The organism is Bacillus sp. V5-8f (assembly GCF_002863565.1).
Lineage (GTDB): Bacteria > Bacillota > Bacilli > Bacillales > DSM-1321 > Peribacillus.
Genome location: NZ_PGUW01000005.1, coordinates 320475 through 335754, shown reverse-complemented (window position 1 = coordinate 335754; position 15280 = coordinate 320475). Strand labels below are relative to the sequence as shown.

The following is a 15280-nucleotide window of genomic DNA, read 5'->3' as shown; positions in this document are numbered from 1 at the left end:
ACGAAAAAAATGGCCGTGAGCGTTGCTCATGGCCATTTCAAGGTTTTCCTATATTTCCAACGCAAAGATTTGTGATCCGTTTCCTGCTGGGTCAAAATAAACGAGCATGATGGAAGGACTTTTTACAATCTGTCCGCTTTCAAGATAGGTTTTTAAGTTGAAAGGAAGTTCTTCAAGCATTGTATGTTTAAACAAATCTTTTTCAGACAGCTTCAAGGATTCAAAACATTCACCTAGAACACTAGGTTCGTTGACGATTCTTTCATAAATGGCGGAACGATCACGTTTATCAAAAGTTTGGTTCCACCAAGGTTTTCGTGGCTTATATTTTTGGCTGTTTACATAATCGTATTTCATCATACCGGTTGCGATATCAAGGCTGTCCGGTTTCGTGTCCTGTAAAAACTGCAGTAATCTTTTGAATAAGTCCTCCAGTTGATGTCCGATTCGCGACCAACCCTGTCCATCCCAAAAGGTGCCAAAATCCTGGAAAAAATCGAACGGGGATGGGAAGGCTTCTTTTATAAGGAATTCAACCGTCATGTCCATGCGATGGGCGTTCCAATATTTCTCCAGAACATCTTCCACCTGTTTGATCCTTACGATTTCAGCAAAAGTTAGTACATTATTCCCTAAAATTTCATATGGGGAGTGGTCGCTGAAAATGTAATCATGGTCTTTTGCGCGGATTCTAAGCCCTGTTCCACGCAGCATTTTTAAAAAGCCGAGCTGTAGTTCTTCCGGACGCAGGGCAAATACATCGTTGAATGTCTTACGAAATGATTGGTAGTCTTCTTCAGGAAGCCCGGCAATCAAATCGAGGTGCTGATCGATTTTTCCGCCTTCTTTGACCATCGTCACGGTCCGGGTAAGCTTTTCGAAATTTTGTTTGCGCTTCACTAGCTCATTCGTATAGTCATTTGTCGACTGTACCCCGATTTCAAAACGGAACAAACCGCGTGGAGCATTGTCGTTCAAAAACTGGATGACCTCAGGGCGCATAATATCGGCCGTAATTTCAAATTGAAAAACAGTGCCTTGTACATGTTCGTCGATTAAAAACTGGAACATCTCCATGGCATAACTGCGGCTGATATTGAAGGTACGATCCACAAATTTGATCGTTTTGGCGCCATTTTTCATCAAATAGCGGATGTCTTCCTTGATTTTCTCCCTGTCAAAATACCTGACGCCAACCTCAATCGATGAAAGGCAAAACTGACAGTTGAATGGGCAGCCTCTGCTGGTTTCAACATACGCTACCCTTTTTGAGAGGTGCGGAATATCCTCCTCAAAATGGAAAGGAGAAGGCAGCTCTTTTAAATCAAGCTTGGAGCTTTGGGGCTGTATAACATTTTTTCCGTTTGAACGATAAGCAATTCCGCTGACGGTACGAAAATCTTTTCCTCCGTGCAGCTCTTCCAGGAGTTTCTTGAAGGTCATCTCGCCTTCACCCATCACGATGAAGTCTGCTTCCGGTATTTTCTCGAGCCATTCTGATACATCGTAGGTAACTTCAGGCCCTCCTAGAATAATGACAAGCTCCGGGTTGATTTTCTTAAGCATCTGGATAACCTTTATCGTCTCTTCAATATTCCAAATATAGCAGCTAAAGCCAATAATATCCGGATTTTTCGAATAAAGGTCACCTACAATGTTCATCACCGGGTCTTTAATCGTATATTCGGCCAAGCGTACATCAAAATCTGGTTCAGCGTATGCCTTCAAGTAACGGATTGAGAGGCTGGTGTGAATGTATTTAGCATTTAAAGTGGCAATAATTGTATTCATATATGCAGCAGCGGCTTATGGCCGCCAAGCTCCTTTCAATATTTGGCTGAGAATCTGATATTGTGTAAAACTCTAACACTATATTCTAACATAGTATCGCCATTTGAAAAGATGAAAATAACCCTAAGGACCCATGAAAAACATATATAAGTAAGCGTTTTACAAAAAAACCATTGTTTCCTAACTGAATGCTATATAATAGTAGGGGAGCGGTTACATAATAGAATATTAAATAAGTTGAATTCAAAAATAATGCCCTGATATTTATGGCATTTTTCATTTTGCTGATTTACCCTCAACACTACATGGGGTAAGTAAAAAGCGAGATTTAAATAGGCCTAAACTGTTTGGAAACTTTTTCATCTTTGTTAAGGGCTTGAAAAACCTTGTTTCATTTTAATGTTGGGTAACTTGAAAATTTTCAATATATATAGATTGCAATGGATGATGAAAGGATGGCTTTCATGAGAATAAAACCAAAGAAAATATATGAAATAGTAGCGGAGCATCTGTACGAGTCTATTAAAAATGGTAACTTGCCGCCTGGCACAAAGCTGGATTCTATCGAGCAGCTTGCCCTTAATTTCGAGGTAGGCCGGTCAGCGGTAAGGGAAGCGTTAAGCGCCTTGCGCAGCATGGGCCTTGTGGAGATGAGGCACGGCGAGGGAACGTATGTAAAACATTTTGACCCAAGTTTAATGGCCATTCCTTTATCCAATGCAATCCTAATGAATAAGGACGATATTGCGTATTTGTTTGAAGTACGCAAAATCCTTGAAACCGGGGCAGTGGCTGCGGCGGCGGAAAAAAGGACAAAAAAGGATATTGCTGACATAGAAAAAGCACTAAAAGCCATGAAATCAGCACGGGATGATAGGGAAAAGGGGGAGAAAGCCGATTTATCCTTTCATTTGGCAATTGCCAGAGCCTCCAAAAACCCGTTATTGGCAACACTGATGAACCAGGTAGCGGATATGATGGCCGCGGCCATAAGGGAAACAAGAAGAATCCTATTATACTCAACAGACAACACTGTAGATACGTTATACCAAGAACATGTAACTATTTTTGAAGCGATCAAAGCAGAGGATGAGAGCGGTGCCCGGGAAGCGATGAGCCTCCACTTAAGCAATGTAGAAGTGACCTTGTTAGATTCCTTGCCGGGGCAATGAGGAGAACGTATTCTCCCGGCCTTCAAGCCATTATATGGTTGAAAATAAAAAATCTCATTAAGCTAATGCACAAGTCGTCTTGCAGATGAAATAAGCGGGGGTAAAATAGGGGATGCTTTCCCAGCCTGCTTTCTTGATAACCGCTCATAAAACTACTCCTATGTGTTTATAACCCGGTGGTTTATTTATAATCTTGTCTAAATATATAGAAAAAGCGTCCCTATGCGGGCGCTTTTTCTGAAAGGGTCTTAATAACTTAAAGACTGTTACTGCCATTTTTCTTTATATAGCTTTAGATACATGCCGAGACTTTGTATCAAATTCTTCGTTCGGGAGAAGTCCAGTTCAATGAGCGGTTGGGCGATAGATGCGATAAACCTGCTCGACAGGACAATTGTTATTAATAGAGAAATACCGCCAAGCATCAAGAAATTTTCAAGGTTGGTAAAGTGGTCTCGAATGCTGCTTTCCCGGAAAAAGCGGACAAAGAATCCATGCAGCAGGTATACATACAAGGTCTGTTTTCCCCACTGGGTAAAGAAGTATTGGCCGGTTGGGATAAGTGCCAGGAAGCTAAAAACCATCATTAGGCTTAATAAGTAAAATGCCAGCCGCTTAAACATGGAAATGATGCTTGCTGCCTCCAGTTCCGAATACGGTTTTGAGCCGAGCAGCCATTTATAATTGATATCAGGATATAGATAAAACCCAATGAAGACCACAGCCATTATCAGAAACGCAAAAGTGCGTGCTTTAAATGTTAATAAATGTTTTATGTGGTCTTTCGATAAATGATAACCGATCAAGAACATCGGGAAAAATACAAAGGTTCTTGAAAGGCTTAAATAGTTTGAAACCGAGTCGACATAACCGATTAAAAGGGCAACCAAAATGGCAGACCCAATGCCCACCGCCGGCTTTAATTTCGCAAATCCGAGCAGCATAATATTCCAGCAAAACAAGCTGATTAAAAACCAAAGCGACCACTGCGGATCAAGGAAGTCTACGCTTAAGCTCGACTTTTGGTATAAATAATAATAATATACCGCGTAAATCATTTGGAAAATGAGATAAGGAAGAATTAATTTTTTTGTAATTTTAGAAATATACCCTTTTTTATAAAAACCTTTAGCAAAGAAACCTGATACTAGGATAAAGGCTGGCATATGAAAGGTATAGATTGTCTTGTACAGTGAATAAATCGCTTCGTTATCATTCACAAACGTTTTTAGCAAATGTCCGAAAACGACAAATGCGATCAAAATAAATTTTGCATTATCAAAGAAAAAATCCCGTTTTCTCATGTTTTCCTCCAGGCCAGGTTTTTTATGAAAATACATGGTCACATTCCTTAATACCCGCCATTATAAAGAAACATTCCATCTGATTCACATGTAAAATTAACCATTTTTTAATGTATCAACAAATTCTTGTAAAAAAATCCGACTTTCGACCTATTTTTGATACTCCTATAGGAAATTTGAGTATTTATGTAGAATATTGGTAGTAAAAGTGTTTACCGGAGGGTTAGAAAAAATATGTATACGGACATAGAATCCATTTCCGGCTATAAACAAGAAATTAATAAATTACATAGCCAAATCGAACAATTTAAAGAATTGATTGATCATACATTTGAAGCATTGATTATCGTGGATGAAAATAGAGATATTATTTATTCCAATTTTCAAGCTTGTTCGCTATTTGCACTTTCCAGGGATGAGGTTCTTACGAAAAATTTAGAGGATTTTTTAATCGATACACCTGGGGAGATTCTGTCTTACCAGGAGCAATTGATCTTTAGGGAGGGTTCCTACAATGATGAATGGGTGGTACAACCCGCGGCAGGGGGGCACAAGCAAGTAGAATTCATCGGTTTTCCGTATGGAAAAGAGAAAAAAGTGGTGTACAAGCTAAGGGACATTACCGGGGAAAGGGCTTTGCTCCAGGAAAGAATGATGACGACACAAATGTTTCTTGATGTGTTTAATAAAGCTGTTGACTGCATTGTGATCTATGATAAAGAAGGGGCTATCATTGATGCGAACCATTCTTTTTGCACGACGATGAGCCGGGAAAGGGAAGAATTGCTTGGGAAAAAAATACAGAATTTTATTGATGCTTCCCAGCTTAAGATGTGGCAAAAAAGCTTGGAAGAAGTGATTTCAAAAGGGGCTGCCACAGGGGAAATTGAAATGTACGACAGACAGGGAAATATCCGGTTTGAGTACTCCACAAGCGCTAATATCTTCAATAAACATTATATGTCGATCTTTAGGAATATCACAGAAAAGGTTGCCATGGAACGAAAACTGCAAAAAAGCGAACAAATTTTTTCGGAGTTATTCGATCAAACCTTGGACGCAATCGTGTTTTGGAATGAAGAGGGGTACATTTTTCGAGTGAACCATTCAGCCTGTAAGATTTTTGAATCAAACCGCAATCACTTGATTGGAACAAGGCTGGATGATTATATTTTTAAAAAGGATGAAAGATACAAGTCCATGGTTGCTACCTTCTGCCAAAAGGGGGAGGTCAGGGAAGAGCTGTTTTATAAAATGCCAAATGGGCAAATAAAGCTGCTGGAGTTAACATCAAAGATGCACTCTAGTGAAGGCTATAATATAACGATTTTTCGAAATGTCAGCGAGCGGTGGAAAATTGAAAGAGAATTAAGAAAGAGTGAAAAAAAGTTCAGGAAAATCTTTGAAGGTTCATTGGATGGGATGATTCTCTGGAACGAATTTGGATTTGCCGATATTAATGAAATAGGCGCCAATATTCTGGAGTTGCCAAAGGATAGGCTACTTTCCATGTCGGTTAAAGAAGTTATGGAGATGGTTCCGGAAAATAGAGATAAGCTAAACAGCCATATTGCTAATGTTCAGCTAAAAGGCCAGGATAAAACAATTGTCCCAATCACCTTTGAGCACGGAAAAATCAAACATCTTGAGCTATCAACAAGGAAAAATTTATATTACGGGCTCCATTTAACCATATTTCGTGATATTACGGAAACTCTCGAGTTGCAGGAGCAAATCCGCAAATCAGATACTCTTCACGTTGTGGGTGAGCTGGCTGCAGGGATTGCGCATGAAATAAGAAATCCTATGACCGCGCTCAAAGGATTTATCCAGCTTCTTCAAGGCAGTGTGAAGGAGGATTTTTCGACTTATTTTAATGTGATAACCTCGGAAATAAAACGGATTGAAACGATCATTACGGAGTTCCTGGTACTTGCTAAGCCCCAGGCGATGCGGTACTTTCGTCAAAATGTGATCGGGATCATGAACGAAACATTGGAGCTGCTTAGGGCCCAGGCGTTATTCCAAAATATTCAATTCCAGACGAATTTCGAAGAAGAAGAGTTCTTGATTTACTGTGAAGGGAACCAGCTTAAACAGGTTTTTATCAATATCATAAAAAATGCGCTGGAAGTAATGCCGGATGGCGGCCGTATATTTATAAGAGCGAAGCGGGACCACGAAGACTATATAAGGATTTCCATTGAAGATGAAGGTCCCGGGATACCAGAAGAAAAACTAAAAAAGCTAGGAGAGCCTTTTTACACAACCAAGGAACGGGGAACCGGTCTTGGGTTGATGGTCAGTTATAAAATCATAGAGGAACATAAGGGCATAGTAGAGGTGGAAAGCGAAGAAGGGAAGGGTACGACCTTCCACATCCTGCTTCCATTTGGAGGTTAACTGTAAGAGCCTGTATGTCACAAGCTACCCCATGCGTGCCATTGTCCATTAGGGTGAGTTTTGGAATGCTGTTAGAAAGTCAATGCTGTTGTATCGGTTAAATCTCAAGCAACAGAATCATAAACAGCAACCCGATAATAAACGAATAAGTAGAAGTGCGTTCATTCCCATCTCCGTGGCTCTCGGGGATCAGTTCTTTGTAGATAATGAACAGCATGGCACCCGCTGCAAAAGCGAGCCCATACGGGACAAGAAAACTTATATAGGAAGTTAAATAAAAGCCAATCAAGGAAGTAACGATTTCAATCGTTCCTGTTAATGTTGCTAGAATAAAAGCTTTCATCCTGCTGATTTGCTGATTGATTAGGAACAGAGCCACCAACAAACCTTCCGGTGCATTTTGCAGTCCGATTGCAAAGGCGATTAGATTCCCTGTATCAGCCTCATTGGAAGCATAACTGACACCTACGGAAAGGCCTTCTGGTATATTGTGCAATGTAATGGCGGCAATAATCAGCAGGGCCTTCTGATCAAATTCTATCCCGCTCCTGGAATGTTCTAGATCAATATGCGGGATGTTTTTTTCCAAAATGGTCAGTGTTAAAACACCTAAAAACACGCCAACTACAAGCTGTACAAAGCCGCCGCTTTCCAGGGATTGAGGGATCAACCCTTGCAGTGAAGCAGCCATCATAATTCCCGCAGTAAATGCCAAAAGCGTGTCCCTGAACCTATGCGAAATAGCTCCTCTAATAAATAAAATGACTAACGCTCCTGCCCCTGTAGACATGGCAGATAAAATACTGCCAATTAACACTTCGCTCATAACATCCCCTCACCCCCATAAGTCAATCCTTCAATGTCTTGGCGTACGCCTAAAGTGAATATACATCCTATTGTATCCAAAAGTAAAAAATTGGTTCCCTAAGACTATCGTGGTTTATCAAGCATTTGCATACCATTTTCTGAGCTTTTCATCAGAAGGCAGGAAGAAAGCTGCCAGGCCAAAAAGAGGCAGAAAACCGACTAATTTTATCATACTATTTATTCCGATTAAATCTGCTATAGATCCTAAAGCCACCGAGCCGATTGCCCCCATTCCAAAAGCAAGGCCGACCGTTAATCCTGCCATGGTGCCGACTTTACCAGGCACAAGCTCCTGGGCATAAACAACTGTGACGGAAAAACTCGTCATAATCGTAAAACCGCTTAAGCAAACTAAAATAAAGGATGTGAATGGATTTACAAAAGGTAATAAAATGGTTAAAGGCGCACTTCCGGCTAAAGATGATAAAATGATTCTCTTTCGGCCGTACCGATCTGCAAGCGGCCCGCCAAAAAAAGTCCCAATGGCTCCCGCTGCCAAAAATGCGAAGATATATAGCTGTGCGGTTTTAATACTGAATGAATAGTGTTCGATCAAATAAAAGGAATAAAAGTTAGTGATACAGGAAATAAACCAAGATCGGGCAAAGATGATAAAAAGAATTAAAAAAAGCGCCGTTCCAATGGCTTTTCTATTTGCAGACCGGCTGCTGGTTTTAATTTGTGCTTTCTTTGACTGTAAAACAAGCACCCTGTCAGAATACCAACGAGCGATATAGGTTAATAATAAAACGGCTGTAAAAGCAACAGGGGCAAACCAAAATGCTCCTTTTTGTCCGAATGGGACCAGGATCATAGCTGTAATAAGAGGAGCTAGCGCTTGTCCCGTATTCCCCCCAACTTGATAGATTGATTGGGAAAGCCCTCGTTTAGGGCCGCCGGCAAGAAAAGCGACCCTGGAGCCTTCCGGATGGAAAACTGCGGATCCGACACCAATCAGTAATACGGACAATAAAACGATGTGGTAAGTTGGAGCCATCGCCAACAGAATCATTCCGGCCAATGAGCTGGTAAGTCCAATCGGAAGCGCATAAGGCAAGGGCTTTTTATCTGTATACCATCCAACCACCGGCTGCATGAGGGATGACACGATATTTAGGGCAAACGCAATCATGCCAAGCTGGGTGTAGCTTAGCGACATGGACTTCCCTAGAATCGGGAACATGGCCGGAACAACTGCTTGAAGGGAATCATTCAGCAAATGGCATATTCCAATAATAAAAAGAACATGATAGGCCGTTGTCTTTGGGTTTCCTGATGATATGTTTTTTACCGCATGTGCTGTAGTGGCCATACATAAAACTCCTAACTTTCATTTTTGAATTTAGCTGGAAACACTTTACATTATTCGTTTCTCCTAGTATATCAAATCCATACATAAAACTGTATAAGGATACTCTTTACTGTGTGAAATTGACAAAGCCATCCGAAATCTTTATAATAACTTTGAATTCGAGATATTAGGAAAACTAGAATACCAAAGGTTGTGAGCTGATTGGACGAAAGCAGTATTAAACAATCACTTAAATTGTTCATTGTACTATCAAGGGCACATCGTTCCATAAATGATGTGGTCAATAAATATATCGCAGACCAAGGGTTGAATCCAACGGAATTTGCAGTGCTGGAATTGCTGTATCACAAAGGAGACCAGCCGCTTCAGCAAATCGGAGGGAAGATTTTGCTTGCGAGCGGCAGCATTACCTACGTTGTTGATAAGCTTGAACAAAAGGAATATATCAGGCGTGTTGCGTGCAAAAGTGATCGCCGGGTGACGTTTGCCCAAATTACAGACAAGGGCAAATCGTTCATAGAATCGATCTTTCCCGAGCATGAAAAAAGGATCGACGAAATTATGAGCATCTTATCTGAGGATGAGAAGGCAACGGCCATTGAACTTATGAAAAAAATTGGGTTTAATGCGGCTGAAAATTAATTAGAAAATCATAAAATCAAACAAAACAATCCCCCAGAAATGGGGGTGTTTTTGTGAGCTTTTTATTTTTCTGGAGTTAAAATCAGTTGAAATAATCCATCTTCAGGTTGATGAACCGGCTTTCGTTTTTTCATGCAGTTCTTTCTTTCATGCAGTCGAAAAACATGATACTATCACTAAAAGCATACGATAATCAAGCATAGAAAACTAGTAAAGGAAGTGGTTTGGTGAAATTTGGACAATATGAATACAAGCGACCGGATATAAACGAAGCTAAAGCTAAATTTAACGATGCGCTGGTGCGTTTTATGGAAGCGGATCGTTTAGAAAAACAAATCGACGCAATGAATGAAATTAATGGCATCCGAAATCATCTGAGCACAATGTTTAACATCTGCTATATTCGGCATTCCATCGACACGCACGATGAATTTTATAAAGCGGAAAATGATTATATCGATGAAATTTCCCCGGAGGTTGAAGATCTTGTATCTCAATATTATAAGGAACTTGTGAAAACAAGGTTTCGTCCAGAACTGGAGGAAAAATGGGGAAAGCAACTGTTTGCTCTTGCGGAAGCCCAGCTAAAAACCTTTTCCCCGGAAATTATCCCGCTTCTTCAAAAAGAGAATAAACTATCGAGCGAGTATACCCAGCTAATTGCTTCAGCGAAAATCATGTTTGAAGGGGAGGAGCGTACACTGCCACAGCTTCAGCCTTTCGCAGAATCGCCGGACCGGGATATGAGAAAAAAAGCGAATGAAGCAAAGAACAGTTTTCTTGCCGAAAACCAATCTAAACTGGATGGGATTTTTGACCAGCTTGTAAGAGTGCGCCACGAAATCGCAACAATGCTGGGATACGCCAATTTCGTTGAATTAGGATATTACCGAATGGCAAGGACGGATTACAACGCAGAAATGGCTGCAGCTTTCAGGAAACAGATTCATGAGCATATCGTCCCTCTTGCGACAAAGCTAAGGAAGCGCCAGCGCGAAAGAATTGGGCTTGAAGAATTAAAATACTATGATGAAGGTTTTCAGTTTAAAACTGGAAATGCAGTGCCGAAGGGAGATCCCGAGTGGATTGTTGGAAACGGAAAAAGGATGTACAGGGAGTTATCTCCGGAGACAGACAAGTTTTTCGAATTCATGACTGAAAATGAGCTTTTGGACCTTGTCTCGAAAAAAGGAAAAGCAGGCGGGGGTTATTGTACATATATTGAAGACTACAAAGCGCCGTTCATTTTTTCAAATTTCAACGGCACTTCAGGGGACATCGATGTGTTGACGCATGAAGCAGGGCACGCTTTCCAGGTGTACAGCAGCAGGGACTTTGAAATACCGGAATATTACTGGCCGACTTATGAAGCGTGCGAAATCCATTCCATGAGCATGGAGTTTTTTACCTGGCCGTGGATGGACTTATTCTTCAAGGAGGATACGGATAAATATAAATTCTCCCATTTAAGTAGTGGATTATTATTCCTGCCTTATGGCGTCGCTGTCGATGAATTCCAGCATTTTGTATATGAAAATCCAGAGGCTAGCCCGCAAGAAAGGAAACGAGCCTGGCGTGATATCGAGAAAAAATTCTTGCCGCACCGTGACTACGATGGAAATGACTATTTGGAGAACGGCGGCTTTTGGCATCGCCAAAGCCATATTTATAGTAGCCCGTTTTACTACATTGATTACACCCTGGCAGAGATATGTGCTTTTCAATTTTGGAAACGTTCCAGCGAGGATCGTGAATCAGCGTGGCGGGATTATTTGAAGCTATGCCAACTAGGTGGAAGCAAGTCATTCCTCGAGCTGGTTGATACTGTTAATCTTGAGTCACCCTTTAAAGAAGGTAGCGTAAGCTCCGTGGCCGGTTTCATAGATGAGTGGCTCACTTCAGTAAATGATCAATCATTGTAGTTCTAGCATACATGGAAAAAGCTAACCAGATTAAAGAGTCTGGTTAGCTTTTTTAGATAACGGCTTGTCTTAAATGCATCCCTTTCACATATATATGAATGGAGGAGGGAGAGGCATGCAGTCAAAATGGTCAGGCTCGTTCCAGGTTGCAGCCGTATATGTCGGTACAATTGTCGGCGCGGGCTTTGCAACCGGAAAAGAAATATTTGAATTTTTCACCCGGTACGGGTTTTACGGTTTTATAGGGATTTTGCTTGCGGGATATATTTTTATTTTTTTAGGCACGAAGATGATGCTTCTTTCGCTCGGGGCTGGTGCCGCAACATACGAAGATTTCAACCGCTATTTATTTGGCACAAAATTAGGAGCATTCGTGAATGTGATTTTTCTTTTCATGCTGCTCGGGGTAACGTCTGTCATGATCTCTGGAGCTGGTGCAGTTTTCGAGGAGCAGCTTGGATTCTCGAAGAATACAGGGGTAGCGGCCACTATACTTCTTGCATTCATTGTTCTTCTTCTTGGTGTAAAGGGATTATTTGCAGTCAATTCCTTTGTGGTTCCCATCATGATAACGTTTAGCTTTATGCTTTGCTTCCTCTCAATCAAAGGGGGCGGTCTTGCCGATTCTTTTTTTAAGGTGCCTGCAGAAGGATTGACCTGGAAATCGTTGCTGTCCCCTTTTGCTTATACAGCCTTCAACCTGGGCCTTGCGCAGGCGGTTTTGGTGCCGGTTGCAAAGGAGATAGGGAATGAACAAACGATAAAAAGAGGCGGATTGCTAGGAGGGGCTTTCTTAGCGGCGATATTGATATCAGGGCATTTTGCCCTGATTTCCCTTCCGGATGCTTCTATTTTTGAAATACCTACAGCTGAGTTGATGAAAAGCGGCGCTTCCAATTTATATTGGATCTTTATATTAGTCATTTACGGAGAGATATTTTCGTCAGTAATCGGCAATATATTCGGTCTGCAAAGGCAAATAGGGAGTACAATAGGGAAGGTTCCTGATCTATTTATACTTCTGTCCATTTTCTTGATCACTTATATAATCAGCCGCATTGAATATGGCAGGCTGCTTGGCCTTTTATATCCGGCCTTTGGCTATATTTGCATTCTCTTTTTAATCCTGGTCTGGATAAAGAAAGAAAAAAAACAGACATAAAAAATCCCCATAAGGTATTCAGAACCGTCAAGGCACGGATTCCTTATGGGAACTTGATCAAAAATCACTTTGCTTTTAAGATGGTTTTCCCCATTTCTAAGAATGCTTTTCGGTGATCCGCATCTTTTTGTGTAAATATGGTCAGTCTTACTGGAGTTTCTTTATCCTTGATCAATACGGACGTAACCCTTTCATTATCCTTTTCAACTTCCTGCACGGAGCCGTTTTCGATCGTCAGCCCATCTTCAGTAACGGGATTAACGGTATCCGACACAGCCTTTAAGAAAGAAATAGTATTTTCTTCCATTTCAGTCCAGTTTACGTCCTCTGGCAGCAATTCTATTCTCATGGACACTTCTTCCTGGCCCTTTAATGTAAGCATGTCCTTTCCGGGTTCTTCTTCATTCAATTCGTAAGCCGGAAGTACATACATGCTATAGCCCTGATTCGTGCTGGTTTTTAAGAAAGCTGTTTCTTCTTTAACTTCCCCGCCTAATTCATACTGGAGATTTTTTTCCATGATCCGGACAGTGTCAGATTGTCCTTCTTCATTTTGTTGAGCCCCATCCTGCCCGGTTTCCTGGCTAGAGCCGTTTTCATTAGTAACGGTCTCTTCTACCTTTTTTTCGGCTTTTTCTTCGGTACTATCTTCTGTCGCCTGCTGATCTACCGATGTCCCGCATCCGCTTAGAAGTAACCCGGTGAGTGTGACACCTAGTGCGATACCTTTCCATTTACCCATGTTTTTGCCCCCTAGTTGAGTATGTTTATTTTTGAATCTCTTTGGAACGGCTTTCGTGATGTATGCTGCTATTATAATTGACGAGTCTATGGCGGGCAAAGTTACAATATAACCAAAGTTTTTTACTGAGCTTGTACTTAATCAATAATTTTATAATTTTTATGATTAACGACGGTTTTTTGCTCGAGCTCGAGTTCACGGTAATTTTCCATATACGTCATATCGACGATTACGGAGTTTTCATTTACTTTTTCTACTATTCCTCTTAATCCGTCCCGAAACTCAATGATGTTTCCTACCTCAGCTTTTCTCATGGCACCCATCCTTTACGTTTCCATTCAATCAAGTGGGAAACCGCGTCTCCTAGCGGCTTTAATCTATACAGTAAGCAGGTAAACAGCGGTCCCAAATCAGTTTATACGAGTCTGGCAAACTATGTGATAGCGTTATCAAAAAAAATATGTATAAACTGGTTAACTATTAATTTTGAATTATTTTACTATACAGTTTGCACTATTTTGTTCCGTTCGTAAAGATTTTATTAAGGAAAATACATTTTTTTCCTCGAATTTACCAAGATTGCAAACAGGGTTTTCATTTGATGTTTTGCTTGCTTCATGGGACACTAAAAACCATTATGGTAGTCGCAAGATAGTTTCTGATATATATGGAGGGATTTTATGCAGGAGCAAGACGCAAAAGAAATTCTTGAAAAGCTTGCTAACAGAGAAATGGGGGAATATAGAATAACGAAAGAAGAGTTTCTTGCGTTTCGTCAATTTCTGGTAAAAAGAGCAGATTTCAAGCATTTCAAAGGAATCGCACAGCACGGAGGAGATGTCATTTACCGATACATGGACGAACCCAGGAGTTAACGATTGGTAAAATAGTAAGTTCAGTATGTTTCACAAGCTAATTATAAGGAGATGAAATTATTGTCTTTTTCAAAAAAAACAGTAATCGTAACAGGTGCAGGCAGCGGGATCGGTAAGGAGGTTGCCCTTGAGTTTGGCAGGAAAGGGGCAAATGTTATCGTTGCTGAAAAGGATGTGCAAAAGGGAAGCCATACTGCTGCGGCAATAAAGGAAGCCGGAAGCAACTCCCTTTTTGTGGAGACGGACGTACGGAGTGAAGCCGATATAAAAAATGCGGTGGATCAGGCATTACGCCACTTTGGCAATCTTGATATCCTAATCAATAATACTGGGGTTTCTAAATTTAAGCCTTTGCTTGAACTGGAGGTTGATGAGTGGGATGATATTCTTGCAACCAACCTTCGAAGCGTTTTTATTGCTTCTAGGGAAGCAGCAAAGGTGATGAAGCCTGGTTCAAGCATTGTAAATATTTCGTCAACAAGGGCATTTATGTCTGAAGAGGGCTCAGAAGCGTATGCGGCTTCCAAAGGCGGGATTTATGCCATCACTCATGCATTGGCGGCTTCGCTTGCTGAACGGAGAATACGGGTGAATTGCATAAGCCCGGGCTGGATTGAAATTGGAGATTATTCGCAGTTGACAGAAGAGGACCATAATCAGCACTGGTCTAAGCGTGTCGGCAAGCCATCAGACATTGCTAAAGCCTGCCTATACTTATGTGCTGAAGAAAACGATTTTGTTAATGGTGAAAATATTACGATAGATGGCGGGATGACGAAGAAGATGATTTATACGTAAAAGAATAAAAAGAGGATGCCCGCAAGAAGACAATTTAGAAGGGTCGTTGCGTTCTCGCGCAAGCTGATGCGCGATTACTTAGCGATTCCAGCTTCATGCAGCGAATTGCAGCCTGAAAATCGAACTGGGAATGGCTTCATGAAATTAAAGTTAATTCCTCATAAATCATTATTGCGTGTGCCGCATGACAATAGGGTTGAAAAAGAAGAATAATTGCTACAAAGAGCAAGAAAGTGCTTACTTTCCCGCTTTGGTATTTGCAAAATTATCCTAATTTGTGTAAATAGTGC

Annotated in this window: 14 protein-coding genes; 8 read left to right on the top strand and 6 right to left on the bottom strand. The window is 41.0% G+C overall.

Annotated elements, in window-relative coordinates:
- Positions 1 to 48: 48 nt before the first annotated feature.
- Positions 49 to 1791 (bottom strand): B12-binding domain-containing radical SAM protein, encoded by a 1743-nt coding sequence (locus CUU64_RS09255; protein ID WP_101633283.1) that lies wholly within the window; start codon positions 1789 to 1791, stop codon positions 49 to 51.
- Between the two features lie 455 nt (positions 1792 to 2246).
- On the opposite strand from CUU64_RS09255, the gene CUU64_RS09250 reads away from it, so the two are divergent.
- The gene (locus tag CUU64_RS09250; RefSeq protein WP_101633280.1) at positions 2247 to 2963 is read left to right on the top strand and encodes a FadR/GntR family transcriptional regulator; all 717 of its coding nucleotides are present in this window, start codon (positions 2247 to 2249) and stop codon (positions 2961 to 2963) included.
- 266 nt (positions 2964 to 3229) lie between these two features.
- Here CUU64_RS09250 and CUU64_RS09245 read toward each other — a convergent pair whose 3' ends face one another.
- Entirely contained in the window at positions 3230 to 4267 is a 1038-nt protein-coding gene (locus tag CUU64_RS09245) for an acyltransferase family protein (protein ID WP_101633477.1), read from the bottom strand.
- Between the two features lie 234 nt (positions 4268 to 4501).
- On the opposite strand from CUU64_RS09245, the gene CUU64_RS09240 reads away from it, so the two are divergent.
- Positions 4502 to 6670 (top strand): PAS domain S-box protein, encoded by a 2169-nt coding sequence (locus CUU64_RS09240; protein ID WP_101633279.1) that lies wholly within the window; start codon positions 4502 to 4504, stop codon positions 6668 to 6670.
- 97 nt (positions 6671 to 6767) lie between these two features.
- On the opposite strand, the gene CUU64_RS09235 is transcribed toward CUU64_RS09240, so the two are convergent.
- Positions 6768 to 7496 (bottom strand): ZIP family metal transporter, encoded by a 729-nt coding sequence (locus CUU64_RS09235; protein WP_101633278.1) that lies wholly within the window; start codon positions 7494 to 7496, stop codon positions 6768 to 6770.
- A 117-nt stretch (positions 7497 to 7613) separates the two neighbouring features.
- Positions 7614 to 8849, bottom strand: a complete 1236-nt coding sequence (locus CUU64_RS09230) for an MFS transporter (RefSeq protein ID WP_101633277.1) — start codon at positions 8847 to 8849, stop codon at positions 7614 to 7616.
- Positions 8850 to 9050: 201 nt separating this feature from the next.
- Between CUU64_RS09230 and CUU64_RS09225 the strand changes: the two genes are divergently transcribed.
- The 3 genes from CUU64_RS09225 (at position 9051) to CUU64_RS09215 (ending at position 12575) form a co-directional block, all read left to right on the top strand.
- Positions 9051 to 9491, top strand: coding sequence for a MarR family winged helix-turn-helix transcriptional regulator (locus CUU64_RS09225; protein ID WP_101633276.1), 441 nt, complete (start codon positions 9051 to 9053; stop codon positions 9489 to 9491).
- Between the two features lie 227 nt (positions 9492 to 9718).
- On the top strand, positions 9719 to 11413 hold the full coding sequence (locus tag CUU64_RS09220; RefSeq protein WP_101633274.1) for a M3 family oligoendopeptidase: 1695 nt from the start codon (positions 9719 to 9721) through the stop codon (positions 11411 to 11413).
- Between the two features lie 115 nt (positions 11414 to 11528).
- On the top strand, positions 11529 to 12575 hold the full coding sequence (locus CUU64_RS09215) for a YkvI family membrane protein (protein ID WP_101633273.1): 1047 nt from the start codon (positions 11529 to 11531) through the stop codon (positions 12573 to 12575).
- Positions 12576 to 12639: 64 nt separating this feature from the next.
- Here CUU64_RS09215 and CUU64_RS09210 read toward each other — a convergent pair whose 3' ends face one another.
- On the bottom strand, positions 12640 to 13317 hold the full coding sequence (locus CUU64_RS09210; RefSeq protein ID WP_101633272.1) for a hypothetical protein: 678 nt from the start codon (positions 13315 to 13317) through the stop codon (positions 12640 to 12642).
- 137 nt (positions 13318 to 13454) lie between these two features.
- The gene (locus tag CUU64_RS09205; protein ID WP_101633271.1) at positions 13455 to 13631 is read right to left on the bottom strand and encodes a YkvS family protein; all 177 of its coding nucleotides are present in this window, start codon (positions 13629 to 13631) and stop codon (positions 13455 to 13457) included.
- A 366-nt stretch (positions 13632 to 13997) separates the two neighbouring features.
- On the opposite strand from CUU64_RS09205, the gene CUU64_RS09200 reads away from it, so the two are divergent.
- Genes CUU64_RS09200 through CUU64_RS22335 form a run of 3 tightly spaced genes read left to right on the top strand, consistent with a single transcriptional unit; the run spans position 13998 to position 15203 of the window.
- On the top strand, positions 13998 to 14192 hold the full coding sequence (locus CUU64_RS09200; RefSeq protein WP_101633270.1) for a hypothetical protein: 195 nt from the start codon (positions 13998 to 14000) through the stop codon (positions 14190 to 14192).
- A gap of 60 nt (positions 14193 to 14252) precedes the next feature.
- Positions 14253 to 14990 carry an SDR family NAD(P)-dependent oxidoreductase gene (locus CUU64_RS09195; RefSeq protein ID WP_180954521.1) on the top strand — a complete coding sequence of 246 codons (738 nt, stop codon included), beginning with the start codon at positions 14253 to 14255 and terminating at the stop codon, positions 14988 to 14990.
- A 15-nt stretch (positions 14991 to 15005) separates the two neighbouring features.
- Positions 15006 to 15203: a hypothetical protein gene (locus CUU64_RS22335; RefSeq protein ID WP_219621867.1), complete on the top strand. Its 198-nt coding sequence runs from the start codon at positions 15006 to 15008 to the stop codon at positions 15201 to 15203.
- The last annotated feature ends 77 nt before the right edge of the window (positions 15204 to 15280 follow it).